Here is a 26988-nt window from a genome sequence, read left to right as displayed (position 1 = left end):
CCCCGGCGACATGGCGCGTCGCAAACCACCCGGTTTGCGCCGGCAGTGGCCCCTGCCGGCATGAACGAGCAGCCGCCTATCGGCGGCGCTTTGACATCACTCCTCGGTCAGCGGAGCGTGAGATAACGGAGGCACCGCTACCTCCGGCGACCGGCCCTTCGAGCGCTTGCTCCTGTGCTCACGCCACGCAAAGTAGCACTGTCCGACGACCAGCACCAGGCAGATCGCCATGAACGCGCCACTGATCGGCCGTTGCACAAATATCGCGAGGTCGCCGCGCGACAGCAGCAGTGCCCGCCGGAAATTTTCCTCGACCATGGGCCCCAGAACATATCCGAGAAGAATGGTGGCTACAGGGAAATCCAGTGCGAGCAGGACCGCCCCGATGATCCCGAACACCAGTACCTCACCGACTTCGAACAGGCTGTTGTTCGTACTGAAGACGCCGACCGCAATGAAGAAGAGTGCAGACGGATACATCAGGCGATAAGGGACTTGCAGGAGTTTTACCCAGACTCCAATGAGCGGTACGTTCAGCAGCACAAGGAGCACATTGCCGATCCAGAAGCTCGCTATCAGCCCCCAGAAGAGATCGGCATGCTGCGTGATCAGTTGGGGACCAGGCTGGAATCCCTGGATCAGCAACGCGCCAAGCAGCAGGGCCATTACCGCATCGCCCGGAATACCGAGCGTCATGGTCGGAATGAAATCAACCTGGGTCTTTGCGTGAGTAGACGCTTCAGGACTGGCCACACCCTCAATGGCACCCTGGCCAAAGCGATCCGGATGCTTCGATATCTTCTTTTCGAGCGCGTACGCAAGGAACGTGGTGATGGTCGGGCCCGTTCCCGGCATGGCGCCGAAAAGAGTCCCCACGAATGTACCCCGGACCATCGGCCAGAAGGCCTGCTTCAGCTCGCCGCGCGTTGGCCGCATGTCACGCAGGCGCACCTTCGTCTGCGTCCCGACGAAGCTGATCCGGTTCACGTTGATCAGGAAATCTGCAACGCCGAACAGCCCCATCGACAGCGCAACGAGTTCGACCTTGTCAGACAGCTCGGCAAATCCAAACGTAAACCGCTCCACGCCGCTGTTGACGTCCGTACCGACAATCCCCAGCAACAGCCCGAAGACCGTCATCGCGATCCCTTTAAGCCGCGAGCCCCGGGACATCGTCGCCCCGGCAATCAGACCGAGCAGCATGATCGAGACGATCTCAGTCGGCCCGAAATCAAAAGCGATCTTGACGAGCCATGGCGAAAGAAAAATCATCACCACGATGCCGACCGACGCCGCGAAAAATGACGACACCATCGTGATGCCCAGCGCCGTTCCTCCACGCCCCTGCTTCGTCATCGGATACCCGTCGATACAGGTTACGGCATGCGGTGGATGCGACGGCAGGTTCAACAGGATCGCACCGAGCGCACCGCCGTACTGCGACCCGTAAAATATCCCGGCCAGCATCAGAAGCGCGGGAACCGCGTGCATCGAATAGGTCAGCGGCAGCAACATGGCGATCGCGGAGAGTGCTCCCATGCCTGGAAGCACACCGATCAGATTGCCGACCAGCACACCGACAAACGACCATAACAGGTTTTGCGGCATCGCTGCGATGCTAAAACCATACATGAGATCATGCAGCGTTTGCGCGATCATACGACACCCCACTTGAACAACGGCAACTGGATCTGCAGCGCCCACCAGAAGACGGTCACGGCGATGGCGACCATCGCCAGTGCCAGCAGGACCGCCGATTTGAAGTTGTTATCCCGATCGCCGAGCGCCGAAATAAAGACCACGGCGAACGTGCCTGCAACGAGTCCGAGGCATTTTGTCAGGACGACGAAGGCAACCATGCCCAGGCAGATCAGAATCCACGCCTTCCACTCCGGCCGCAGCTTCTTTTTCGCGGTGGGTCTGTCAGGCACTGCCTCGGCATGGACCGAGAGATACCCTTGAACGGCAATCCCGCAGCCGACCAGAGCCAGAATGAGGCCCAGAAAAAACGGGAAGAACCCCGGCCCCATCTGAACCAGCGTGCCGATATGGTAAGAAACGGAATGCGTTAGGACTGCGATTCCTACGACGATCAGCAGTGTGCCGCCGATCAGATCCTTATGTAACAGTGTTCTGTTCATGGTGTCTCCTCCTATGAACGTCAATCACACCCAGTTCTCTCCCCGCGAGGAGATGATCTGCTCCCATCACGTCGCTGCGATACCGGTGACCAGGACTTACGTTGGATATGTTGATGATGTCCAGTGCCCGCCGGCTGCAGCATTTCGCCCGGCCTGAAGGCCGGTACTTCGCGTTAGCTCTCTTCCCGTGCGATTACTCCTCGACCATTAACGAGGACGGCTTTCGCTTCTCGATCGCCCACTTCAGCAAGGCGGCAGATCGATAGATACCGTGCGCAAACTTTCCGTAGGGCAGTGTCATGAAAAGCGCCATCACCACACCCAGATGTACGGCCAGCAGCACCGGCATCGCACCCGTTTCCCGGGCGCCCAGCAGTACCAGTCCTGTGAGCCCGGCCAGCCAGAGCAGCGCAATGAATCCCCGGTCCATGCCCTTCTGCGATGCATCGCCGTGTAGCGGATGGCGCCTGAGATTCAGGATAAACAGCCCGCTGCAACCCACGACGAGACTCATCCCGCCGAGAGACCCCAGAAACACGGGAAGACTGGTCAGGCCGTAAGGCGCTTCCAGAGCAAAGACATAGTGATAAAGCGTAGCGACGCAGGTCGATGCAAAACAGAGCATGAAACCGTAGAACGTCAGATGATGAAACCGTCGCCGGGAAAGCGAATAGCTGTCGCTCTCGTTATTACAACCTTCGCCGTGTCCTCCTCCGAGGTATCTGAGCGTCAGCACCGATCCCGCTGCTTCCGCGGCGGCATCGACCGATAGCTCGCCCGGATTTTCGTTTTTCCAGAATCTGCGCACACCGATCGACAGCGAGATGAGGGCGAGAAGAAACACGGCCCCGAAGATGAGCGCGAGAAGATTGTGCGGGAACACGCTGTAGAAGTTTGCGCTGCCGGGCTGCGGTCTGCCTGCGATCGCGGCGAGGGCGAGAAACAGCGCAAGACCGCCGGCAAGCGCCAGCGCGACCGTCGTACCGTTTTTCCGGTACAACGCCCCGAACGAAGCGGGCCACGCATATTCCGTATAGGTGTTCACTCGCACCTTCGCCATCGCCTGTGGCACGTTGACAGCGAACTCATGCGGGGGCGCGTACTGGCACGCGTGCAGACACGCTCCACAGTTGTGGCAAAGGTTCGCGAGAAAATGCACGTCGGCCCTGCCGAACTCGAGCCGCCGTGTCATTGCCGGAAATACCGCACAGAACCCTTCGCAATACCGGCAGGCGTTACAGATCTGCATGATGCGGCTGACTTCCTTCTCCGCCTGCGTCATGTCAGTCCGGGCGACGACTTCGTTTGCCGCGAGCGATGCCGCCTCGCGGGTCAATGCTTCAAGCGACTGCATGATTGATAGCTTCCCTGTAGTGCTGCGCCGCTGCCGCGGCCTGAGTGCCGGCGATCCGGCCAAAGGCAGTTCCGATCGACATACCCACGCCGGCCGTGTACCCCTTGCCGAGAATGTTTCCCGCCATCATCTCGCCTGCAACGAACAGGTTACGGGACGGCTCGCCGCCAAAATGAACGGCGGCATTCGAATTCACCTTCAGGCCGAGGTATGTGAATGTGATGCCGGGGCGCAATGCATATGCGTAAAACGGCGCACGCTCCAACGGCTGGGCCCAGTGCGTCTTCGGCGGCGTCAGACCTTCGGTATGGCAGTCGTCGAGCACGGCATGATTGAACGTACCTGGCCGGCACGACCGGTTGTATGTCTGGATCGTCTCCAGAAATTCTTCCTCGTTGAAACCGAGTGCCGTTGCCAGCTCGCGTAGCGAGTTCGCTCTGGTACCAGGGAACACGGGAGGCATGAACCGGCCGATCGCTTTGGAATCGATAATCGAATAGGCAATCTGTCCAGGCTGCTGCGCAACCAGGCGCCCCCAGATCGCGTAACGCTTGGGCCAGAAATCCTCACCTTCGTCGTAGAATCGCTTGCCGTCGCGGTTGAGCACCACCCCCAGCGACACACAGTCGACGCGCGTGCAGATTCCGCCGTCGTAGAGCGGCGCGCGCGCATCGATTGCCACGCAGTGCGACTGGGACGGGTCACCGATCTCGTCCGCGCCAGCGTCGATCATGAACTTCAGCAACGTGCCCTGATTGAAGCGGGTGCCACGGATCAGAAAGTTGTCTGCCACCCAAACACCGTCCACCTGCCCCCATGCCTCGCGTAACCATTCGCGATTCGATTCGAAGCCACCGGCTGCAAGCACACAGCTCTTCGCTGCGATACGCTCATTGCCGATCCTTGCGGCGACAAACCGGGTGCCGTCGAGCTCGATCGAATCGACGGGGGCGTTGTACCGGATAGCGACACCGATCGCCTCGGCGCTGCGGTAATAAGCGTTGACCAGCGCTTTTCCACCGCCCATAAAGAATGCGTTGGTACGGGCTACATGAAGAGCGCCGGAAAGTGGGGGCTGGAAGTGCACGCCGTGCTTGCGCATCCAGTCGCGACAACTCGACGACGCGCGAATTGCAATACGAGCCAGTTCCTCATTCGTGTTGCCGCCCGTTACCTTGAGCAGATCCTGCCAAAACTCCTCTTCGGGATACGCGTCGACGAGTACGTCCTGGGGTGCATCATGCATGCAGCGCAGGTTGCGCGTATGCTGCGAATTGCCACCGCGCCACTCCCGCGGCGCCGCTTCGAGCATCAGTACACTGGCACCCGCTTCCCGCGCCATGATCGCGGCGCAAAGTGCGGCGTTGCCTCCTCCAATTACGAGAACGTCTACCATAATATTTGTCCTATTCTGAGAGGCCATGCTACGGTGGCGTTGGGGTCATCGCCACCAGCCTTCAGACAACACGTCTTCAGTTTTTTTGAAGACCCGAATCCGGTCCTCATGCCTGAATTCCACAACAGCGACTAGTCGCTGTCACCGGATTCCCGCAATTGCACGGTGAACGACGGCCTGATCCGGTCGGGCGGAAAAACGCTCCATGAGCCGTCCATATGTCGAAACAGGAAGAGCGCTATTTCGTTACCCGAATCTTTTTCACGAACGCAAACATATCTCGCGCCCCATCTCGCACCCTGGGCCCGCGTCACGATGATGCGGTCGCGGCACGCCGGTCCGAACCACTTGTCGATGTTCCATCTCAACGAGCGCACGATCTGTTGCATGGTCTGATCTGAGGGTCGAGGTCTGCTTTCAGCCTCGCTGCGAGTCGCGCGGAGGCTGGCCGTACCGGATGCTCGAGGCGCTTCAACGCCCCTTGAATTCGCCCTTGCGCTTCTCCTTGTAGGCGGTGATCGCCTCCCGATAGTCATCGGTCGACTGGACTACCGCCATAAGAGCCGAGGTGGTCTCGAGGCTCGTGCGAAGATCAGTGCGCATTGACTGGTACATCAGCTTCTTGATATCGCGCGTCTGAACGGGCGGTCCGTCTGCCAGACGGGCCGCAAATGCCAGCGTTTCGTCCTGAAGGCTTTCGTCCGGCGTGACGCGATTGACGATGCCGAGCCTGTTCGCTTCGTATGCGTCGACGAAGTCACCCGTCCACAGCAGTTCCAGCGCCTTGGCCGGCCCAACCAGTCTGGGGAGGAAATAGCAGCCTCCGTTACCCGGGATCAGGCCAACCCGGATGTACGCTTCTGCAAACCGGGCCGACCGGGCGGCGAAGCGGATGTCACACATGAGCGACAGGTCCATGCCCGCGCCGACGGCCGCACCGTTCACGGCCGCAATCAACGGCTTTTCGAATTCCTCAACCGCCCGAGCGACCTTGTGAGTGACGCGCTGGAGTCTGTGTTTCCGCTCAAGCGGTGTGGGGTCCCCGCCTTCGGCCGCGCGGCGTCCAAGATCGCCGCCCGAGCAGAATGCGTCTCCTGCTCCCGTGAGAACGAAACTTCCCACATCGTCGTCGTCGTTCGCTTTCTTCAGCTCGTTGCGAAGCATCTCAAGCATGTCCTCGCTCAACGCGTTCTTTTTCTCCGGCCGATTCAGCGTAGCAACCACTACACGACCCACCCTGCTGATTTCAAGATCCGCCACGTCCGTCTCCGTTTAAATTCGTGATCATGTTCTGCCAGTCGCCGGCCCCCTTACTTTCCGACACCCTGCACCTTGGCCCGATGGCGCGCGTGTTCCTGCCGGGCTTCCTCGAGCGCGGAGCACAAGCCCCGATTGATCCAGTGCTTGTTGTCGGCGAAGGCCGCGCGGTTCTTGGATCCCAGTGCCTCTGCGATCTTTGTGGCCGAGTGTTCGAGTTCCCCCCTTTCGACCACCGCGCTGATCAGGCCGCGATTCAACGCGTCCTGGGCCGGCAGCCGTCGCCCGGTCTGGATCAGGTCCGCCGCAAGGGCGCGTCCGCCGAGTACAGTGAGGATGTTTGCGCCCGAAAAGGTGGCGATGCCGATATCGATTTCCGGAAGCGAGAGCGCCGCCCCTTCGACGGCGACACATCCGTCAGCCATCAGTGCGAGCATGGCGCCAGCGCCCACTGCGAGCCCGTTCAGCGCTACGACGATCGGAACCGGCGTTGTGATGACGGAATCCTGAAGTGCCGCGAGCGCGTGAGACCGTCGCTCCCGCTGACGTGCAGCATCTCCGTCCGGGGACTGCTCGCGCACGTCTACTCCTGCACAGAAGAGCTTTTCGCCTTTCGCCGTCAGCACCACGGCCTGCGTCTTATCGTCCGCGCTGGCCTGGATGATCGCCGACGCGATCCCTTCCATCATGGCGACCGTCATGGCATTCGCTTTCCCGGCGCGGTCGATCTCGATCCACAGTTGCGAATCCCGTTTTCCGATTTGCAGCCCATCTAACGACATGCGGACTCCTGAGTTTTTTTGCGTATTCAAGCGGAGGGGAGCGCACCGGACACGAAAATGTCGGCAAAGAATTCGTCTTCAGGCAGGCCGCATCGCTCGGTAAAATCTCTCTTGGCCGAGAGCACAACCACTGGCGCCCCGCACGCGTAGACCTGATACGACGAGAGATCACCGAAGTCCCTCATCACCGCTTCGTGAACGAATCCCGAACGTCCTCTCCAGTCGTCTTCGGACAGGGCATCGGAGACGACCGGAACATAGTTGATTCCGTGGTCAGCCCAGGACCGGGCGAGTGAATCGAAATACAGGTCGTGCGGCCGCCGGCCGCCCCAGTACAGTGTCATCTGTCGACCACTGCGCTTTCGCAGTTCGTGCTCGATGATGGACTTGATCGGAGCGAACCCGGTGCCGCTTGCCAGCAGAATCATCGGCTTGTCGGAATCGTCACGCACGAAAAACGTGCCAAACGGCCCCTCCAGTCGAAGGAGGTCGTTCTCCTTCAACTTGCCGAATACGAAGGTACTCAAGGGTCCGCCGTAATTGCGAAGATGCAGTTCGATGAAGCCTTCATCCTCTGGCGAGTTGGCTATCGACAGGCTGCGCCTGATTCCACCTGGGATCAGCAAGTCGATGTACTGCCCCGGAAGAAATCTGAACTGCAGGTTCGCTGGCAGCTTGAGCCGGATGCGCATGACGTCGTCGGCCAGCCGTTCCAGCGCAGCGACGCGGCACGGCGTCTTTTTGACTGGATAGCCCTCGATGGACGGGACCGCCCGGCATTCCACCGTCACATCCGATGCCGGCGTTGCCTGACACAGCAGGACATAGCCCTGCTCTGCCTCCGAAGCCGAAAGACCCGCAAACTGCGCTTCGCCGTGATCGCAGTCGCCAGCCGTCACCTTGGCCTTGCATGATCCGCAGACGCCACTCTGGCAGCTGTACGGAACGGGAAAGTTCGCCGCCAGCGCCGCCGCGAGAATCTTCTCTCCACGACGGACCTCGAGCACGCGATCGAGCGGCTGGAACGTGACCGTGTGGCGTTCAGCGTGAACCATTTCGTCATTCATGGAAAGATCAACAGGTAGTTCCACAATGGGCCATCCTTTCAATGTCCCGGAAACGACACGGGCACGATCAGCGCGTCGGCCGCCAGGACGCCGTCTGGCAGAACGAAAAGCGGGTTGACATCGATCTCGGATACGCCGTCGCGATGCTCCCATGCGAACCGGGAGAGCGCCGCAAGCGCTTTCGACGTGGCATCGACGTCGAGCGCAGGCTTACCTCGAGCCCCGTCCAGAATCGGACGACACCGCAGTTCGTCGAGCATCTGCCGCGCGACCGTTTCATCGAAGGGCGCGAGGCGGCAGGAGGAGTCGCGCATCAGTTCAGCGTAAATCCCACCTGCTCCGACCACCACCACGGGCCCGAACACCTCATCGTTCACGACACCCGCGATCAGCTCGAACCCGTCCTTGACCATCTGGGAGACCATCACGCCTTCGATTCGCGCGTCGGGGACATGAGACTGCGCGTTCGCGCGCACTTCGGCGATGGCCGACTCAAGTTCCTTCGGGTCACGGATTCCGACCTTGACGCCGCCAACTTCCGTCTTGTGAGCGATATCGGGCGATACGATCTTCACGACGACAGGCCATGACAACTGATCCGGCAGGCTGCCGTCGGCAGCGGTCACCAGCACATCGCGCGTGACAGGAATACCTACGCGCGACAGGATGTCCTTGGACTGTGCTTCGGACAGTTTGCCGGCCCAGCCCGAGAGGACGTCTTTCGATGACTGGGCGGGGCGGGAATCTGCAGATTCGGAAGTTCCCACCAGGCTTCGTGCGGCACCGTAGCGCGCAAGCATCGCCAGCGCTTTTGCCGCGCGGGATGGCGATGGGAAGAGAGGCACTGCTGCAGCATCGAGCAATCTGCTGGCATCTGCGATCTGATCACGGGGAGCCGAGGAGAATACGCAGACAGGCTTGGCCGACCCCTTTGCCACATCGGCGATCACTTCGGCAGCAGCGGTACTGCCAGCGCTGCCCGTCGTTGCCAGGTTCACGCAAAGGGCATCCACTCCGGGGTCGGCAAGTGTGACCTCGATAGCCGTGCGCAGCTTGTCGCGATTGCTCGCAGAAAAATAGCCTGCGGTCAGGTCGATCGGATTGTGCACCGCGCCGATATTCGGCACCACCTCCGCGAGCAGCCGTTCCGTCTCTTCCGCAAGATTCGCGAGATGGAGCCCTTCGGGTTCACCTGCATCAGCAAATACGATGGCCGAGCCACCGGAAACCCCCATGACCGCCATTCCGCCGTTGGCCGGATATTTCTTCGCCGCGAAAGCCTTGAGGAAGTCGACAGCCTCGTGAATCTCCCTGACTTCGACGATACCGGTCTGCTTGAAGAGCGCACGATAGAAGTCGTAGCTTCCGGTCATACTTGCGGTATGCGAAGCGGCAGCCCGCGCACCCTCTTCAGTGACGCCGCCCTTCCAGAGCAGAACCGGCTTGCCAGCCGCGAGTGCGCGCCTGCCGACATCGAGCAGCGACCGGCCATCCTTCGTACCTTCGATGTACGCGAGGATGATCTGGGTCTCCGTGTCGTTCAGCAACGCATCGATCAGTTGTACGGTGTCGACGTCCGTCTCATTGCCGGTGGCAATCACATGGCGAAAGCCGATGTCCGCCTCGGCACAGGCAAGCGCCAGACTGTAGCCGAAGCCACCACTCTGGGTGACGAGGGAAACGCCCCCCTTCTTCAGCTTGGGCTCCCGCGTGATGCTCCCGAATGCAGCGAACACCTGCGAGTGTATGTTTGCGAAGCCCAGACAGTTCGGGCCGATGATGCGAATTCCGGCCGCCTTCGCGATCTCCAGCATCTCGCGCTCGCGCTCGACGCCTTCCGGCCCGCTCTCGCGAAAGCCCCCGCTCAGAACCACGACATATGGAACCGACTTCTCCGCACATGCTTTCAGCACCGGGATAACGCCTTTCGCAGGTACGCCGATCACGACCAGGTCGATCGGCGCATCGATGTCGCTCACCGCGCCGTAGCACTTGAGGCCGTCGAACTCCGCGTACTTTGGATTGACTGGATAGATGTGTCCCTGGTAACCGTTCCCGACAAGCGCACGGACAGCTTGCGAACCCGGGCGGCCCGCTTCGTCCGAAACCCCGACAACCGCGATCGACCGCGGTTCGAGCAGATATTTGAAATCGTTCATTTCCGATCCGTCTCCAGCTGGTTGTTCCTGAAAAGTCTGCTCTGACAGCGAGCGATTTCTCGGCGGTCGCTCCGCGTCGTGAGCGATCCAATGGACTTGACTGTAGACCCTGGATCGACCGGCGTCAACGATAAATGAAATGCGTTCCGATGAATGAAACAGCAAAAAAAGACCGCAAAACACGGCCAGGTTTGAATGATCATCGCCTAAGTTTCACTGATCGGAATCGATACTGTTCTTTAAAACTCATGCTAGGATCCTATTGTGGTTTGCCAGATGCCGGCGAACGCAACAAGCATCGCAGAGCGATCTGCGGACGATGGCAGATTCAAGGAGACTTTGAATGATCTACACACGAAGCGGCGCCGACGCTCTTTCCAAGAGAGACGTCGTAGTTTCTCCGGGCACCGGAAACCAGCATTGGGGAACGGTGTTTTTTGGCCCTCGCAGCTCGAACGCCACGGGTTCGGGGCCGCAGGCCACCATGTCGGAACTGCAACCGCACGAGTCGGTCGTTCCGCATTTTCACGGCGTGACGATGTTCCAGATGTTCATCGCCGGCTCCGGGACGCTTGGGAACAAGCAACAGCCACTCGAGCCCCTGACAGTGCAGTTCAAGGACCATCACACCGCTTACGGCCCGATCGTCGCAGGTCCGCAAGGTCTGTCGTTTGTCGCAATGCGCATGTACACCGGCAATTCGGAACCCGTGTATCTGAACAAGGAAGGGTATCGGGACCGGCTCAAGCCGAGCAAGCGCCGCCATCTGACCTCGGAACGCGTGCGCTTCTCCATCGAGCCGGTGCTGAAGGAACGGGCCGAGCCGGTCTGGGAAACGCTTCTGAAGGATGACTCGGACGGCATGCACGCGCAGATCGTTCGACTCGGAGCTGGTCAGAGCGTCGAAGGTCCGGATCCGAAGGCCGCTGCCGGTTACTACGTGTTCGTCGGCAACGGCACCCTCCTGCACAACGACGAAGAACTTCCGCTCTGGTCAATGGTTGTCGTCGAGCCGAACGAAGAAAAATTTACGATTCGATCCGGCGACAAGGGGCTCGAGGCGCTGGTCCTCCAGTACCCACGCGAGGAAAACAACGCCTGACCCAGCTATCGGACTTTCAGGCCGAACCCCGGAGACACGTAAGCTGTCTCCGGGGTTTTCACTTTTTGTTCGACGAACGTTCGGATCGGCGTTTGCGGCACAGGTCTGCCTTCTCGACACGAGAGGGTAGGATCAGCCAATTACGGGCCGTCCAGCATCTATCGGGAAACGAGTGCCGCGGCAGTGTCAGATATGAGCGATGCTGGTGTTGCCGGCGCTGGCAAACATACGGCATCAATCACAACGCAGAGGGTTGGTGCGACGAGACCTTCGATCCCGAGTTACATGAACCGAAGGTCATCGGCCAGTCGATATCAGATGCCCGGCGCGCGCAGGTCGCGCAGTTGAGATCCTGCAGCCGCAGCTTCGAGCAAGAGGCGGCCCGGCTTCCAGCGTTTTCCGAACTGCTCGTGCCATGCCTGGACCTGCTGGCCGACCTTGCCTGCCCCAACGGTGTCCGCCCAATACATCAGGCCGCCCCGGTGCCGCGGAAATCCGAAGCCGTACAACCACATCACGTCGACGTCGCTTGCGCGGTACGCTTTCCCATCCTCGAGAATCTTGCAGACCTCGTTGACTGACGCGAAGAGCAGGCGCTGCAGAATCTCGTCGTCAGAGAACTCTCGCTGTTCGACGCCGAGTTCGCGTGCCACGCCTGCAATGATCGCGTCGACCTCGGGGTCCACGATCGGCTTTCGGTCGCCAGGGTTGTATCGGTACCAGCCGGTGCCGTTTTTCTGCCCTTTGCGGCCAAGTTCAACCATCCGGTCAGGCACGTGCAGCTTGCGATAGGTTGGATCCGCAGCCGCCCGCCGTTTCCGGGTGTCGTAGCTGACATCGAGCCCTGACAGGTCGCTGACCGCGAACGGTCCCATCGGATAGCCAAACGCCTTCATGACGCGATCGATCCGGTCTGGTCGAGCACCCTCTTCGAGCAGAAGCATCGCCTCCGTGACCAGCGGCGCACGACTTCGGTTTGCTGCAAAACCGTCGCACGATCCCGCAACGACGCTTACCTTGTTCAGGTCGCGTCCGAGCCGTGCGGTACGCAGGATGGTCTCGACAGAGCTACTCGTGCCTCGCACCACCTCACAGAGCTTCATGACGTTTGCCGGAGCGAAGAAGTGCGCGCCGGCCACGTCGGCTGGCCGGCGCGTCACGTTGGCCATCGTATCGATATCGATCGCCGAGGAGTTGGTCAGCAACAGCGCCCCCTCCTTCATTACGCTATCGATTTTTCCGAAAACCTCCTTCTTGAGGTCAATGCGCTCGAAAATCGCCTCAATCACCACATCAGCGTCACCGATCTGTTCATAGTCCATCACGGGCTGGATGTACGTCAGGCTCTCGTCCATCTCACCCTGCGTCAGACTGCCTCGGCTCACCCTCGTCGCATAAGTGTCCCTGATTTTCTGCATTCCGCGATCGAGGCCCTCCTGACTTGCTTCGAGCACCTTCACTGGAACATGGGCGTCGGCGAAACAGATGGCAATCCCGCCACCCATCGTTCCTGCTCCAATCACAGCTGCGCTGCGAACCGCCTCGGGCTTGTAGTGATCCGGCTTGCCCGGAATCTTCGCAGCTTCGCGCTCCGCGAAAAATGCGTAGCGGAGCGCCTTTGCCTCATCGGAACTTTCGAGTTCCGCAAAAAGCGACTGTTCAAGCGCAATGCCTTCCTCGAACGATCCGTTCACCGCCATCTCGATACAGGCCAACGCGCTGTGCGGCGCCTTGACGAATCGCGCCTTCCTCGCGGCTTCGTCACGCGCGGGTGTCCACTCCTGCGGATTGGCTTTCGCATGCTCGATCCGGTCGTTCATGTCGCGAACGCGTCGCACGCCTTCACCCCGCGGAAGACTTCTTACAAAGTCCAGTGCTTCCGCGACGACGAGTTCGTCGGCCACCACGCGGTCGATCAGACCCAATTCCAGAGCGTTTTTTGCAGACACGTGGCGCCCGCTAACGATGATATCGATGGCCGCTTTCGGCCCGACAAGCCGCGTAAGGCGTTGCGTGCCTCCTCCGGCAGGAATGATGCCGATCTTGACCTCAGGCAAACCCAGTTTTGCGTCGGACGACGCGAATCGGTAGTGGCATGCGAGCGCATGTTCCAGACCTGCACCCAAAGCGTAGCCGCGGATGGCCGCCACGACCGGCTTATGACTGGCGTCGATCGCTGCAGTGCTGACCGACGATGAAACCTTGCGCTCTTTGCCGAATTGCCGGATATCGGCGCCCGCCACGAAATTGCCCCCGCCTCCCGTCACAACGACGCCCTTCACCCTGTGGTCCGCATTCGCCTGCTCAAGGCATTCAATCAGGCTCTCCCGCATCCCTGGCGCAAGCGCGTTCACCGGTGGATTGCTAAGCGTTATCACCGCTACGCCATCGACGACCTTATATCCAACTAACCTTTCTTCCGACATCGCCGGTCTCCTTTCAGCAAAAATCCAGTTCCGAGCGCACGATGCCCGATAGCGAAGTCCCTGCAGCACGTGTCGACGTGCATCAACCCACCGTGAGTGCACCTTCCCGCTCACATACAGATGTGGTCGATGTTATCACGCGTTCTACTGAACAGCATTGGTTCCACTGCTCGAAACTTAATAGCTGGATTTTTTGCGATTCAACCGCTGATGCGATGGGTAATCGTTCCTGCATCTTTCGCGAGAAACTGGGTCCCCTCATGAAAATCCACCGTTGCGGCGCCGAACTGGCGCGAGATATCGGCTGCTGCAATCAGGAGGCTACGTACGATTTCATCCTCGTTGATTCTCATCCGAACGCTGGGAGCGCCAACCGAGATGCAATATCTGACCTGGTCGTCCGAGTCGCGAATCGGCGCAGAGACCGCTGAAATGCCGAGCAGACGCTCGCCATGAGAGGCAGCAAACCCCTGAGAGCGGATCTTCTCCAGCTCCTTCTCGATCTCGGCCCTCGGCTTTCTAGTCACTCGCGCGACATCGACCACCATCGCGGACAACTTCTCCGACGGCATGTACGCCATCAGGACCTTCGATGCAGCGCCCGCCACCATCGGTACCTGCTCGCCAGGTTGGGCAACCATCCTGAGCGGTGCAGCGACAGTTGCCACCGCGTCGATGCAGATCCGGTAGCTACCCGAAAGCGTGTGCAATGAAGCCGTCTCGCGGGTGCGGTCCGCAAGCTGAAGAAGGACCGGTCGCGATATCTCACGAATCCCCAGGGTGCTGCGGACGTGGCCCGCCAGGCGGGTGAACTGGAATGACAGGCAATACTGTTGATCTTCGAGGCGGACCAGGTACCCCGCCTTCTCCAGGCTCTGGACAATACGGAACGCGGTCGACTTGGGAAGCGCGATGCGGTCCGCTATCTCCTGCAGCATGAGACTTGTTCTGTCGACGCTGAAACTTTCGAACACTGCCAGGATGCGTTGCACCGAGCGCATGGTCTCTTTCACGAAAAACCCCTCAAATTGGTTGACTCCAGCCTCGCGCGGCACATCGCCGAACCACTCCGACTGGAAAACGCATCACCGGGCGTGCGCTCTGGTCAGATCAACGCCGTCACCCCGAGCCACCGCTCTTCGTCGACCTGCCTCAATGCCACCTCCCGCAAAACAAGACGCGCGGCCAGTCCGGCAGGCGTCAACTCCTCATCCGCCAGAGACGCGACGAGATTGATACGGCTGAGGGTGGCTCCAAGAATCGGCACCGTGTGCAGCTTTGATCCCTTGCAGCGCGCCAGGGCAGCGGCGGGCTGAATCGTCACGCCCATGCCACTGCTGACCGCCTCCATCAGCGTTGCGAGTCCGTCTATTTCAGCAGCTACGCTCATCGCGCAGCCGGCTCGCGAAAAAGCGCCATCCACCAGTGACCGCAGTCCATGCGGACTACTTGGAAGGATTAGCGGAAATTGCGCCAATTCGGCGATGTCATATCCAGACGGATCCGCGGGAAGCGGCAACGTGTCAGCCGAAATCACATACAGCCGCTCGGAAAGCAGTGGAGCGGTCTGGACACGCTTCGCCCTTGAACCGCCAAAGATGATGGCTACGTCGATCTGCCGTGACGCAAGCAACGACCCCAGGTTGCCGGACAGACTTTCGACGATGCGAATACCGACATCCGGGTACCGGGACCTCATTTCGCGAAGGAATGGCAGTGCAAGCACGCCCGATGTGCTCGGCGCGAGTCCCACCGACGCTTCTCCCGACAGACGTCCCAACTGCGCTGCTTTGGCTGCATCGTCGGCCATGCGCAGGATCAGTTGCGCCTTGTGCCAGAAAGCGAGACCTGCACTTGTAGGCTGCACACCGTTCTTGGTGCGTTTCAGAAGTCGCACGGAAAGCTCGCTTTCCAGTCGACTGACCTGCTGGCTCAGCGCCGACGTGACGAGATCGAGTTCGATGGCAGCGCGCCCCATGCTACCGCTCTGGACGACCTGCACGAAATAGCGGAGCTGCCGGATTTCCATTTGCGTTGCCTTATTCAGCGCGTCCAGCCGGGTCAATGCGCCATCTGCATCGCAATGGCGAGTTGTCGCTATCACCCATCACCGGGACACAGCGAATTCCGAACCCGGCGTGAATCAGGGAAGTTATCGCCGCATAGATGTCGCGTTTCGACCATTGGAACTCGTACCATTTTAAACACTGTACCGCATCGATCGGGCAAACTGTTAGAAATTTCATCGACGGGAGGAAGACATGCGCAGGCACTGGAGATTCGGAGCTTTTGGGCCCTTGCTTGGAGTAAGCGTGTGGATTTTCGCAGCCGCGTTCGTTTCGGGACACGCGCGCGCAGAAAACGGCTATCCGGCGCGACCGGTGAGGCTGCTCGTCGGATTCAATGCTGCTGGCGCCACCGACACGATCGCCCGGTACTACGCGTCAAAACTCAGCGATGTCCTGCGGGCGAGCGTCTACATCGAGAACCGTCCCGGTGCATATCAGATGATTGCGATACGGAACCTGAAGTCCGCGCCGGCCGATGGATACACACTGTTCCTGATCACCGGCAGCGCCGCTTCCCAGTACCCGGGCCTGCAGAAGGACCTTCCTTACGATCCCGTCAAAGACTTTTCGTTTATCGGGCTTGTCGGAGAGGCACCCGGCGTGATCGTTGCGAGCCCGTCCCTTCCCATCGCCGACATTTCAGAGCTTGTGAAGTACTGCAAGGCTCACCCCGGCTCGCTGAACTTCGGGTCTTCCGGCATCGGCTCAGCCAGCCATATACAGATGGAATATCTGTCGAGCCTCGCCGGGATACGGATGACGCACATTCCCTTCAAGGCTGACGCCGAAATCATCACGGCACTGCTCTCCGGATCGGTACAGATCGGGATGACCCCCATTCAGGGCGCGCTCCCGTCGATTCAGGGTGGCATGGTGCGCGCCCTGGCCGTTACGGGTAACAGACGCGTCGCTTCACTGCCCAACGTCCCAGCGCTGGGAGAGGCGAAGATCCCCGGCCTGGGAAACGTCGATCCCTACACGTACTACGTGCTGGTAGGGGCAAAAGGGCTTCCGGCGGACATCGTCCAGACGCTGAATGGTGCGATCAACGCGGTCTCCCGTATGCCCGAGACGGTCGCTTACATGCACAAGCTCGGGTACGAGCCAGGTATCAGCACGCCCCAATCCGTGAAGGACTACGTCCTTCACGACACGAAAAAATGGGCCCAGTTCCATGCAGCGACCCATTTCGACCTACACATTGGTCAATAACCTTAGATTCCATCTAGTGGAATCGATATCGATCAGTGATTTGCATGATACGATCGCTCCAAATGCGCTACAGCCTCGGGATTACTGGAATCATCGCGGGACGCATTCCGACAAGAACCAGATACCATCAATCAAACAGTCATGTGAGGCGACAATGAACATCGGATATATTGGGCTTGGCGCGCTGGGCGGCCAGCTCGCCAGGCGATTCCTGAAAGATCATCAGTTGACGGTATGGGACATCAGTGCGGCTGCTGTGGGAGAGCTGGCTTCTCTTGGCGCAAGTGTGGCGCCCACAGCCGCCGAGCTCGCGAAGCGCGCTGACGTGGTCTTCCTTTGCCTGCCGCGCAGCGCCGACGTAAAGAACGCGGTGTTCGCACCGGATGGGCTGGCTGCGGGGTTGAGCCCCGGAAAGATCGTGGTTGATCAGACTAGCGGTGTACCCGAAGAGACCCGTGAGATCGCCGCCGCGCTCGCCGAGTCTGGCGTGCTGATGATGGACGCCGCGGTATCAGCAAGTCCTCAGATAGTCTCCACGGGAAACGCAAACCTGATGGTGTCGGCATCTGCGGAGGTGCTGGATCGGGCAGACCCGGCGCTTCGAGCGATCACGGACAAGATTTTTCGCTGTGGATTCCGAGTGGGCGACGGCCAGGCACTGAAAACAGTCAACAACGCGATGAACGCGGGCAACCGTCTCGGCATACTGGAGGTGCTGGCATTCGGCCGGAAATCCGGACTCACGCTTCAGACTATCGCGGACCATCTTTCAGACGGCGAAGCGTGCTGTCAGATCACCGACCGTATGTTGCCAGCCCTTCTTCAAGGCAAGGCGTCGACCGATTTCGCACTGTCCCTGATGCTGAAGGACATCTATCAGGCGCTGTCGCTCGGCATGAAGCACGGTACCCCGATGCCGATCACTGGCATCGTCCAGGGTCTCCTGCAGATTGGTGGGAATCTGCAGGGTCCACAGGCTCGCCTCGAGGATATGGTGAAGATCATTGGGTCGATGGCAGGCTCGAGCATTGCCGACGATGCGCTTAAGTCTGCGGCGGCACAGTCGGAAAGCAGCGGGGCCGACACGCTGGAAACCATCGCTAGCATCGTTGCGTCACAGTCTCGCGCGATTTCTTACGAGTGCATCTCTGCTGGCCTGAACTACGGACTGCAACTGAAAGACATGAGCCAGGTTCTCCATGGCAGTTCGGCTTGGAGTACCGGGTCGCGGAACATCTTTAGCGAGCTGATGAGCGGCGAACGTCCGAGCAACTCATCTGTCGACGATGCGCTGAAGCACCTCCAGGAAGGCTGTTCATTCGCCAGCCGAATCGGTGTTCCGTTGATGATCGCAAATGAGACGCGCGCTATTTTCGAGCGGATGCGCTGCCAATTTGGACCTGGAAAGCGCGTCCACGAGCTGTCGCGGCTCTACCCCGCTACCGCCCACGATGCAACCTGAATCATCCGATGTAGATGATGCGGGTTTGACTCAGGTCTTTTGATCGAACCGCCTGCGCCCTGAAGAGAGGGCCGGCGGTTCTTCGGTTGTCGTTTTCTACGGCTGCCCGATGAACTCCTCTGTGCCTTCGATGGGCGGTAGCCACGCGAACCTCAGCAGAATCGATCGAGAGCGACGAGCGAGCACTGCCCATATGGCCTTCAAAGCGCCGCTGCGACCAGCGGTAGCAAGCTGCAGGTAAATTGCGGGTAAAAATCAAAATTTTCGCTCGGTAATGAGCCTGCAAATCCCAACCAGCAGGGTTCAATGCGATCCTGAGTTGGTCCTGAGCAACAACTATCACCTCGTGCATCACGACCTGCCGCATGTGCCGTGGTTTGCGCTGCGCGATGTCTATACGGCATCTCACGTGCAATACCGGGAGCGCTCGGGCGGCTTTCTAGTGAACGATTACGGCGAATGGGCGAAGCGTCAAGCGTTCGCGCCCGTGACGAACCCCGTGCATGGCGGGCTGCCTGACGTCGTCCGGATAGAGCCGACCGCATCCTTCGCGCTCGATCCCGAATCGTACGGCTACGTCCGGGTCCGAACCGCCGGCAACGGCGCGCACAGCGACCGCACGCATGCCGCACGTTGAACGCGCATCCCTCGCCATGCCGGCCTGAATGACCGAAAAGAGCGGAACCTCGGCGCTTTCGCGCGGACGCAACCCGGCACAATCGCAGACATGTCGGTCGGCCTTGCCTGCGAAGAGGGAGCCACTCATGGGTTGGAAAAATCTGCTGATCGAAACGCCCGTCTGGCTGATGAGCCGGTTCTATCCGCCGCGCTTCGATCCGCGCCGCGATACGCCGCGCGAAATCCTCGTGCTGCGGCCGAACGATTTCGGCGAACTGCTCACCACCACGCCCCTCTTCGAAGCGTTGCGCAAGCGCTTTCCGTCGACGCGCCTGATCGCCGGCATCGGCAGTTGGGGCCGTCCGATCCTGGAGAACAATCCGTATATCGACGAAATCGTCGAACTCGACGCGCCCTGGAACAACAAGATCGTCGCGGACCGCTCGCACAAGAACGTGCTGCGCTTTCTGCTGAACTCGCCGGAGGTCGCGGCGCTGCGCGCGCGCGGCGGCTTCGACGTCGCGATCGACGTGCTGGGCAGCTATATGGGCGCGCTGCTGATGATGCGGCTCGGCGCACGCTACCGGATCGGCGTGCGCGGCTATCGAGGCGGCGACAGCGGGTGTCAGGCGCATGTCGTGTATGCGAGACGGCAATGCGGACGCGCCGCGCTGGCGCAAGGCGAACTGCTGGGCGCGACGGACTTGCCCGAAGTGCGTCCGCAACTGTTCCTGACGGACGACGAGCGCGCCCAGGCGCGGCAGCGTTGGGCGACGAATACGGCGGACGGACGACGCACGGTGCACGTCGTCGTCGGCGTCGGCGCGGGCGTGCCGACGAAGGCATGGCCCGCACGCGAAGTCGGCGCGGCGCTGTTGCAGATCGCGCAGGCATTCGCGCAAAACGGCAGCGCGTGCGACATCGTGATCGTCGGCAGCACGGCGGATCAGGCGCGCGCGGCCGAGGCCATCGCGGCCGCGGGTCCTGGCGTTGCCGTCCGCTCGCTCGCTGGCGAAGTGCCGATGCGCATCATGTTCGCGCTCGTCGAGCAAGCCGATGTCGTGCTGACGAACTCGACGATGCTGATGCACGTCGCGGCTGCGTTCCGCCGCCCGACGGTCGCCGTGCTCGGCGGCAGCATCACGAAGCCGGATGTGCACGACGCGATCTGGGGTTATCCGACGCACTATGTCAGCGTCGCGCCCGAACGGTCAGCGCAAGGAGAACGGCTGCACGACTGGCCGGCTGCCGGGCGCGTCGTGGACGCGGTCGTGCAGTCGGCCACCCACGCACAGGAACCGGACGAACCGCGCGCGCAGCTTGGCGCGGCGGCATGATGGCGCGACCGGTTCGACGACGGGCGGCGCGCGAATCGATCCGCGTTTAGAATCGCCCTCATGAACCGCGTCGCCGCCCTGCCGATGTACAACGTATCGCCCTCGCTCGCAGCCGACTGGCATGCACTGCTCGCGGACGTACTGCGCCGTGTGGAGCCTGCCGCCGTGATCGTCGAGCCGCACGATCTGCACGCATTCTGGCGGCGTCCCGATCTGCTGCTTGCGCAGACCTGCGGCTATCCGTACGTGCTCGGACTGCATGAGTACGTGCAACTGATCGCGACGCCGCACTTCGACGCGCCCGGCTGCGAAGGTGCAAACTATTCGAGTGTGATCGTCACGCGCAGCGACGCGCCGTTCGATTCGATCGAAGCCAGTCGCGGTGCGCGCGCCGCCTTCAATTCCACCGATTCGAACAGCGGCTACAACGCATTGCGGCACTCAGTTGCGCCGTTTGCGCGAGATGGCGGATTCTTCGCCTCGACGCTGGAGACGGGCTCGCATCTCGGCTCGCTGCGTGCCGTCGCTGAGGATCGCGCGGACGTCGCCGCGATCGACTGCGTTACGATGGCCTTCGCGCGCGACGCATATCCCGAACTCACGGGTCGCTTGCGCGGAATCGGTACGACGCGCAAGACGCCGGGCCTGCCGTTGATCGCATCGAAACACGTCTCGCACAAACAGGCCGATGCATTGCGTGCCGCGTTGAACGAAGCGCTGCATGCGCAACCAGAGCGTGCGCAGCGTCTGAAACTCAAAGGCTTTTCGCACTTGACGGCAGATGACTATGACAGCATCCGCCAGATGGAAAACGAGGCACGCATAGCAAACTACGCGCGCCTCGCATGACGTCTGCCCTTCGAATCAGGCCTTATTCGACATCGAGCACCAACAGTTGCGCACCGTCGGCGACCTGATCGCCGACGCCGTACAGCACCTCCGCCACCTTGCCCGCCGCGGGCGCGCCGATCGTGTGCTCCATCTTCATCGCTTCCATCACGATGAGCGGCTGCCCTTTCTCCACGACGGCGCCCTGTTCGACCAGCACCGCGATCACCTTGCCCGGCATCGGCGCGGTGAGACGTCCTTCACCATGCTCGGCATCGGCTGCATGCGCGAGCAGGTTCTGCCATTCGAATGCGAGCGCTTCGCCGCGGCAGAACACATGGAACGTATCGCCGTCGATGAAGACGCGGCCCGTCACGTGCGAATCGCCGATCGTCGCGCCGTATTCATGCTGTCCAGCGCCCGTCCACCACTTGAACGGTTCGGTGCGGCCATCGTGCGTGAGCGTCCGCGTGTCGCCGTCGCGCGAGAAAAGCACTGAAAATGCAGACTCTTTCTCGATGTCGCGCCAGTTCAGCGTCTGCGTATAGCCACCGTTGAGGCGCCAGTGCGACAGCGCATCCCACGGCGATGCGCCATGCGCGACGCCGCCTTCGCGCGTCAGCAGCGCGCCGCATGCGAGCGCGAGCGCTTCGAGGAACGGCTTGGCGACGGGTGCGAACAGCGCATCGTGATGACGCTCGATCAAACCCGTGTCGAGATCTCCCGTCGAAAACGGCACGCTCGTCACGATCCGCTGCAGGAACTCGACGTTCGTATGCGGCCCGACCACCTCGCAGCCGCGCAGCGCCTGGCTCATGCGCTTCAACGCTTCTTCGCGGCTCGCGCCGTGCACGATCAACTTGGCAATCATCGGGTCGTAGAACGGCGTGATCGTATCGCCTTCGCGCACGCCGCTGTCGATGCGCACGGGCGCGCGTTCGCCGCCCACGCCCAGCGTGAACTCGACGCCTTCCGGCATGCGCAGATGCTTCAGCGTACCCGTCGACGGCAGGAAGCCGCGCGCCGGATGCTCGGCGTAAATGCGCGCTTCGATCGCATGGCCTTCGATGCGCAACTGGTCCTGCGCGAGCGGCAGCGGCTCGCCCGCCGCGACGCGCAACTGCCATTCGACGAGATCGAGTCCCGTCACCATCTCCGTCACGGGATGCTCGACCTGCAGGCGCGTGTTCATCTCCATGAAATAGAACTCGCCGCCTTCCGTCATGATGAACTCGACGGTGCCCGCGCCGACATAGTTCACCGCGCGCGCCGCGGCCACGGCCGCTTCGCCCATCGCGCGGCGCACGTGCGGATGCAGGCCGGGTGCAGGCGCTTCTTCCAGCACCTTCTGGTGACGACGCTGCACCGAGCAGTCGCGGTCGAACAGATACACGGCGCCGCCGTGTTTATCGGCGAATACCTGCACTTCGACGTGACGCGGCCGGGTCAGATACTTTTCGATCAGCACCCGGTCATTGCCGAAGCTGCTCGCCGCTTCGCGCTTGCATGACGCGAGCGCGGCCGCGAAGTCTTCCGTGCGCTCGACCACGCGCATGCCCTTGCCGCCGCCACCCGCGCTCGCTTTCAGCAGCACGGGGTAAGCGATCTGATCGGCCTGGCGATGCAGCAAGTCGGCATTCTGGTCGTCGCCGTGATAGCCGGGCACGAGCGGCACGGCAGCCGAATGCATCAGCGCTTTCGCCGCGGCCTTCGAGCCCATCGCGGCGATCGCTTCGACGGGCGGTCCGATGAACGCAATGCCCGCTTTCTCGCAGGCCTGCGCGAAATCCTCGTTCTCCGACAGGAAGCCGTAGCCGGGATGCACGGCCTGCGCACCCGTCGCGATGGCCGCCTCGATGATGCGTTCGACGCGCAGATAGCTTTCCGCCGCCGTCGAGCCGCCGATATGCACCGCTTCATCGCACGCGGCGACGTGCTTCGCGTTCGCGTCGGCGTCGGAGTACACCGCGACGCTCGTGATGCCGAGCCGCTTGCAGGTCGCGGCCACGCGGCAGGCAATCTCGCCCCGGTTCGCAATCAGGATCTTGTTGAACATGAGGTGTCTCGATGAGTTTGTTCTGTGCGGTTGCTGCACTCAGTTGCTGCGCCCGTCGCGTGACGTCACGCGCGCCACGAAGGCGAGCGCTTTTCGAGGAACGACGCAACACCTTCGCGCCCTTCCGCGCCCGCGCGTGTCTTCGCGATGCGCACCGCCGTATCTTCGATCAATGCCGCGCTGATTTCGCGTCCCGCGATGTCGTGCACGAGTTGCTTGCAGGCCTTCACCGCTTGCGGACCGTTCGCGCACAGCGTCGCCGCGAGTTGCTGGACGGTTTCGTCGAGCTTGTCGGCGCTCACACATTCACTGACGAAGCCGAGCCGATGCGCGGTCGCGCAATCGAACGCTTCCGCCGTCATGAAGTAGCGGCGCGATGCCTGCTCGCCGAGCGCGCGGATCACGTAGGGCGCAATCGTCGCGGGAATCAGGCCGAGGCGCGCTTCGGACAGACAGAACTTCGCGGTATCGACGGCCACCACGATGTCGCACGCCGAGATCAGGCCCATGCCGCCCGCGTACGCGTCGCCGCTCACGCGCGCGATCACCGGCTTGTTGCAGCGATAGATCGACGCGAGCATGTCGGCGAGACGCAGCGCGTCGGCGCGGTTCTCGTCGTCCGAGTAACCGGCCATCTTCTTCATCCAGTTCAGGTCCGCGCCGGCGCAGAAGGCCTTGCCGTTTGCCGCGAGCACGACGGCGCGCACGTCGTCGCGCTCGTCCAGCGCACGGAACGCGGACGTGAGTTCCGCGATCATCGCTTCGTTGAACGCGTTGCGCACGTCCGGGCGATTCAGCGTGACGGTCGCCACGCCGTTATCGAATGCGATGGTCAGAGTGTCGTATTGCATGGCACAAGCTCCTCGCCGATGGCCTTACATGCGGAACACGCCGAAGCGCGTGTCTTCGATCGGCGCGTTCATCGCCGCCGACAGACCGAGGCCCAGCACGTCGCGCGTCTGCGCGGGATCGATCACGCCGTCGTCCCACAAGCGGGCACTCGCGTAATACGGATGACCCTGATGCTCGTACTGCTCGCGGATCGGCTGCTTGAATGCCTCTTCCTGCTCGGCCGTCCACGTGCCGCCCTTCGCTTCGATGCCGTCGCGCTTCACCGTCGCCAGCACGGACGCCGCCTGCTCCCCGCCCATCACCGAGATGCGCGCGTTCGGCCACATCCACAGGAAGCGCGGCGAATACGCGCGGCCGCACATGCCGTAATTGCCCGCGCCAAACGAGCCGCCGATGATCACCGTGAACTTCGGCACCTTCGCGGTGGCGACGGCCGTCACCATCTTCGCGCCGTTGCGCGCGATGCCTTCGTTCTCATACTTGCGGCCGACCATGAAGCCCGTGATGTTCTGCAGGAACACGAGAGGAATCTTGCGTTGCGCACACAGTTCGATAAAATGCGCGCCCTTCAGCGCCGACTCGGAAAACAGAATGCCGTTGTTCGCGACGATGCCGACGGGGTGACCCCAGATATGCGCGAAGCCGCACACGAGCGTCGTGCCGTAACGCGCCTTGAATTCGTCGAAAGCGGAATCGTCGACGATGCGCGCGATCACTTCGCGGATATCGAACGGCTTGCGCGTATCGACGGGAATCACGCCGTAGATGCTCTTCACGTCGTAGCGCGGCGGCTTCGGTTCCTGCATCGTGACGGGCACGTCCTTGCGCCGGTTCAGATTGCCGACGATGCTGCGTGCAATCGCCAGCGCATGCGGATCGTTTTGCGCGAGATGATCGGCGACGCCGGACAGACGCGTATGCACGTCGCCGCCGCCGAGGTCTTCCGCGCTGACTTCTTCGCCTGTCGCCGCTTTCACCAGCGGCGGGCCGCCCAGAAAGATCGTGCCTTGATTCTTGACGATGATCGATTCGTCGCTCATCGCGGGTACATACGCGCCGCCCGCCGTGCACGAACCCATCACGACGGCGATCTGCGGAATGCCCTGCGCTGAGAGATTGGCCTGGTTGTAGAAGATGCGGCCGAAGTGATCGCGATCCGGAAACACGTCGTCCTGATTCGGCAGATTCGCGCCGCCCGAATCGACGAGATACACGCACGGCAAGCGGTTTTCTTCCGCGATTTCCTGCGCGCGCACGTGCTTCTTCACCGTCACGGGATAGTACGTGCCGCCCTTCACGGTCGCGTCGTTGCAGACGATCACGCACTCCTGGCCGGCAATGCGCCCGATACCCGTGATCACACCCGCGCCCGGCGCATCGTCGCCGTACATGCCGAACGCCGCGAGTTGCGACAGTTCGAGAAACGGCGTGCCCGGATCGAGCAGTTGCGCGATGCGCTCGCGCGGCAGCAGCTTGCCGCGCGACACGTGCTTGTCGCGCGCAGCGGGACCGCCGCCCAACGCGAGCTTGCTGATCTTCGCCTTCAGGTCTTCGACGAGTGCTTCGAGCGCGGCTGCGTTCGTGCGGAAATCGTCGGAACGCGGGTTCAACTTCGATTCGATGACGGGCATCGCGCCTTCTCCTGATTGTTCTACGTGGCTTGCGATGACTTACATCGTTTCCGCGAACAGTTCGCGGCCGATCAGCATGCGGCGGATTTCGCTCGTGCCCGCGCCGATTTCATAGAGCTTCGCGTCGCGCCACAGACGGCCGACGGGATACTCGTTGATGTAGCCGTTGCCGCCGAGAATCTGGATCGCCTCACCCGCCATCCACGTCGCCTTTTCGGCCGTGTACAGAATCACGCCTGCGCAGTCCTTGCGCACCTGGCGCGCATGGCCCGAGCCGAGCGTATCGAGCTGACGGCCGACCGCGTACAGATACGCGCGGCAAGCCTGCAACGTGGTGTACAGATCGGCGACCTTGCCCTGGATCAGCTGGAATTCGCCGATCGACTGACCGAACTGCTTGCGGTCGTGGATGTACGGCACGACGGCGTCCATCACCGCGAGCATGATGCCCGTCGGGCCGCCCGCGAGCACCGCGCGCTCGTAGTCGAGCCCGCTCATCAGCACCTTCACGCCGCCGTTCAGTTCGCCGAGGATGTTCTCTTCCGGCACCTCGACGTTGTCGAACACGAGTTCGCCCGTATGCGAGCCGCGCATGCCGAGCTTGTCGAGCTTCTGCGCAACGGAAAAGCCCTTCATGCCCTTCTCGACGATGAACGCCGTGATGCCGCGCGGACCGGCTTCGATATCCGTCTTCGCGTAGACCACGAGCGTGTCGCAGTCCGGGCCGTTCGTGATCCACATCTTCGTGCCGTTCAGCACGTAGCGGTCGCCCTTCTTTTCCGCGCGCAGCTTCATGCTGACCACGTCGGAACCGGCGTTCGGCTCGCTCATCGCCAGCGCGCCGACGTGTTCGCCCGATACCAGCTTCGGCAGATACTTTTCTTTCTGCGCAGCGGTGCCGTTGCGGTGAATCTGGTTCACGCACAGATTCGAATGCGCGCCGTACGACAGACCCACCGACGCCGACGCGCGCGAAATCTCTTCCATCGCGATCATGTGCGCGGTGTAGCCCATGTTCGCGCCGCCGTATTCCTCGGAGACGGTCATGCCGAGCACGCCCAGATCGCCGAACTTCTTCCACAGATCCATCGGGAACTGGTCGGTGCGGTCGATTTCGCCCGCGCGCGGCGCAATCTCTTTCGCCGCAAACGACGCGACGCTGTCGCGCAGCATCTCGATCTCTTCACCAAGCGGGAACTGCAAACCGGGCAAGTTGCTCATGTGTGTCTCCAGGAGTTC

The 26988-nt window shown here is 61.5% G+C and carries 21 protein-coding genes and 1 pseudogene; 6 read left to right on the top strand and 16 right to left on the bottom strand.

The features are described 5' to 3' along the window. Positions 1 to 96: 96 nt before the first annotated feature. The 9 genes from G3N95_RS26210 to G3N95_RS26170 form a co-directional block, all read right to left on the bottom strand. Positions 97 to 1659, bottom strand: coding sequence for a tripartite tricarboxylate transporter permease (locus tag G3N95_RS26210; RefSeq protein WP_205972982.1), 1563 nt, complete (start codon positions 1657 to 1659; stop codon positions 97 to 99). After that, positions 1656 to 2141: a tripartite tricarboxylate transporter TctB family protein gene (locus tag G3N95_RS26205; protein ID WP_205972981.1), complete on the bottom strand. Its 486-nt coding sequence runs from the start codon at positions 2139 to 2141 to the stop codon at positions 1656 to 1658. Before G3N95_RS26205 ends, G3N95_RS26210 begins: the two co-directional genes overlap by 4 nt. Before the next feature lie 193 nt (positions 2142 to 2334). Next, the gene (tcuB, locus tag G3N95_RS26200; protein WP_205972980.1) at positions 2335 to 3495 is read right to left on the bottom strand and encodes a tricarballylate utilization 4Fe-4S protein TcuB; all 1161 of its coding nucleotides are present in this window, start codon (positions 3493 to 3495) and stop codon (positions 2335 to 2337) included. Continuing rightward, complete coding sequence (gene tcuA / locus G3N95_RS26195) at positions 3482 to 4891, bottom strand: FAD-dependent tricarballylate dehydrogenase TcuA (protein WP_205972979.1); 1410 nt, start codon at positions 4889 to 4891, stop codon at positions 3482 to 3484. The genes tcuB and tcuA overlap by 14 nt, the downstream gene beginning before the upstream one ends. A gap of 131 nt (positions 4892 to 5022) precedes the next feature. Continuing rightward, positions 5023 to 5280: a hypothetical protein gene (locus G3N95_RS26190; RefSeq protein WP_205972978.1), complete on the bottom strand. Its 258-nt coding sequence runs from the start codon at positions 5278 to 5280 to the stop codon at positions 5023 to 5025. Between the two features lie 82 nt (positions 5281 to 5362). Continuing rightward, on the bottom strand, positions 5363 to 6151 hold the full coding sequence (locus tag G3N95_RS26185; protein ID WP_346778409.1) for an enoyl-CoA hydratase-related protein: 789 nt from the start codon (positions 6149 to 6151) through the stop codon (positions 5363 to 5365). A gap of 50 nt (positions 6152 to 6201) precedes the next feature. Continuing rightward, complete coding sequence (locus G3N95_RS26180) at positions 6202 to 6930, bottom strand: enoyl-CoA hydratase/isomerase family protein (protein ID WP_205972977.1); 729 nt, start codon at positions 6928 to 6930, stop codon at positions 6202 to 6204. Positions 6931 to 6956: 26 nt separating this feature from the next. Beyond that, the gene (locus G3N95_RS26175; RefSeq protein ID WP_241018942.1) at positions 6957 to 7997 is read right to left on the bottom strand and encodes a CDP-6-deoxy-delta-3,4-glucoseen reductase; all 1041 of its coding nucleotides are present in this window, start codon (positions 7995 to 7997) and stop codon (positions 6957 to 6959) included. A gap of 38 nt (positions 7998 to 8035) precedes the next feature. Further along, positions 8036 to 10156 (bottom strand): acetate--CoA ligase family protein, encoded by a 2121-nt coding sequence (locus G3N95_RS26170; RefSeq protein ID WP_205972976.1) that lies wholly within the window; start codon positions 10154 to 10156, stop codon positions 8036 to 8038. Between the two features lie 343 nt (positions 10157 to 10499). Here G3N95_RS26170 and G3N95_RS26165 point away from each other — a divergent pair, with 343 nt between their 5' ends. Beyond that, entirely contained in the window at positions 10500 to 11258 is a 759-nt protein-coding gene (locus tag G3N95_RS26165; protein ID WP_241018940.1) for a hypothetical protein, read from the top strand. Between the two features lie 314 nt (positions 11259 to 11572). On the opposite strand, the gene G3N95_RS26160 is transcribed toward G3N95_RS26165, so the two are convergent. From G3N95_RS26160 to G3N95_RS26150, 3 genes are all read right to left on the bottom strand, one after another. Next, complete coding sequence (locus G3N95_RS26160) at positions 11573 to 13684, bottom strand: 3-hydroxyacyl-CoA dehydrogenase NAD-binding domain-containing protein (protein ID WP_205972975.1); 2112 nt, start codon at positions 13682 to 13684, stop codon at positions 11573 to 11575. Between the two features lie 200 nt (positions 13685 to 13884). Next, on the bottom strand, positions 13885 to 14697 hold the full coding sequence (locus tag G3N95_RS26155; RefSeq protein ID WP_346778408.1) for an IclR family transcriptional regulator: 813 nt from the start codon (positions 14695 to 14697) through the stop codon (positions 13885 to 13887). Positions 14698 to 14789: 92 nt separating this feature from the next. Beyond that, entirely contained in the window at positions 14790 to 15713 is a 924-nt protein-coding gene (locus tag G3N95_RS26150; protein ID WP_205973012.1) for a LysR family transcriptional regulator, read from the bottom strand. Between the two features lie 283 nt (positions 15714 to 15996). Between G3N95_RS26150 and G3N95_RS26145 the strand changes: the two genes are divergently transcribed. The 5 genes and pseudogenes from G3N95_RS26145 (at position 15997) to G3N95_RS26125 (ending at position 21231) form a co-directional block, all read left to right on the top strand. Beyond that, positions 15997 to 16965 carry a tripartite tricarboxylate transporter substrate-binding protein gene (locus tag G3N95_RS26145; protein ID WP_346778407.1) on the top strand — a complete coding sequence of 323 codons (969 nt, stop codon included), beginning with the start codon at positions 15997 to 15999 and terminating at the stop codon, positions 16963 to 16965. 154 nt (positions 16966 to 17119) lie between these two features. Next, entirely contained in the window at positions 17120 to 18427 is a 1308-nt protein-coding gene (locus G3N95_RS26140; RefSeq protein ID WP_205972973.1) for an NAD(P)-binding domain-containing protein, read from the top strand. A 319-nt stretch (positions 18428 to 18746) separates the two neighbouring features. Beyond that, positions 18747 to 19064, top strand: a pseudogene (locus tag G3N95_RS40655) (hypothetical protein); the annotation flags it as partial. A 127-nt stretch (positions 19065 to 19191) separates the two neighbouring features. Then, complete coding sequence (locus G3N95_RS26130) at positions 19192 to 20382, top strand: glycosyltransferase family 9 protein (RefSeq protein WP_205972972.1); 1191 nt, start codon at positions 19192 to 19194, stop codon at positions 20380 to 20382. A gap of 60 nt (positions 20383 to 20442) precedes the next feature. Beyond that, positions 20443 to 21231, top strand: a complete 789-nt coding sequence (locus G3N95_RS26125; RefSeq protein WP_205972971.1) for a PhnD/SsuA/transferrin family substrate-binding protein — start codon at positions 20443 to 20445, stop codon at positions 21229 to 21231. Positions 21232 to 21253: 22 nt separating this feature from the next. On the opposite strand, the gene G3N95_RS26120 is transcribed toward G3N95_RS26125, so the two are convergent. From G3N95_RS26120 to G3N95_RS26105, 4 genes are all read right to left on the bottom strand, one after another. Continuing rightward, positions 21254 to 23266 carry an acetyl/propionyl/methylcrotonyl-CoA carboxylase subunit alpha gene (locus G3N95_RS26120; RefSeq protein ID WP_205972970.1) on the bottom strand — a complete coding sequence of 671 codons (2013 nt, stop codon included), beginning with the start codon at positions 23264 to 23266 and terminating at the stop codon, positions 21254 to 21256. Positions 23267 to 23331: 65 nt separating this feature from the next. After that, positions 23332 to 24117 carry an enoyl-CoA hydratase/isomerase family protein gene (locus G3N95_RS26115; RefSeq protein WP_205972969.1) on the bottom strand — a complete coding sequence of 262 codons (786 nt, stop codon included), beginning with the start codon at positions 24115 to 24117 and terminating at the stop codon, positions 23332 to 23334. A gap of 24 nt (positions 24118 to 24141) precedes the next feature. Continuing rightward, positions 24142 to 25749: a carboxyl transferase domain-containing protein gene (locus G3N95_RS26110; RefSeq protein WP_205972968.1), complete on the bottom strand. Its 1608-nt coding sequence runs from the start codon at positions 25747 to 25749 to the stop codon at positions 24142 to 24144. A gap of 39 nt (positions 25750 to 25788) precedes the next feature. After that, positions 25789 to 26970: an isovaleryl-CoA dehydrogenase gene (locus tag G3N95_RS26105; RefSeq protein WP_205972967.1), complete on the bottom strand. Its 1182-nt coding sequence runs from the start codon at positions 26968 to 26970 to the stop codon at positions 25789 to 25791. Positions 26971 to 26988 lie beyond the last annotated feature (18 nt).

Source organism: Paraburkholderia sp. Tr-20389, assembly GCF_017104565.1.
Classification (GTDB): domain Bacteria; phylum Pseudomonadota; class Gammaproteobacteria; order Burkholderiales; family Burkholderiaceae; genus Paraburkholderia.
Note: the sequence above shows the minus strand (reverse complement) of the source record. Positions and strands in the feature narration are given on the sequence as shown.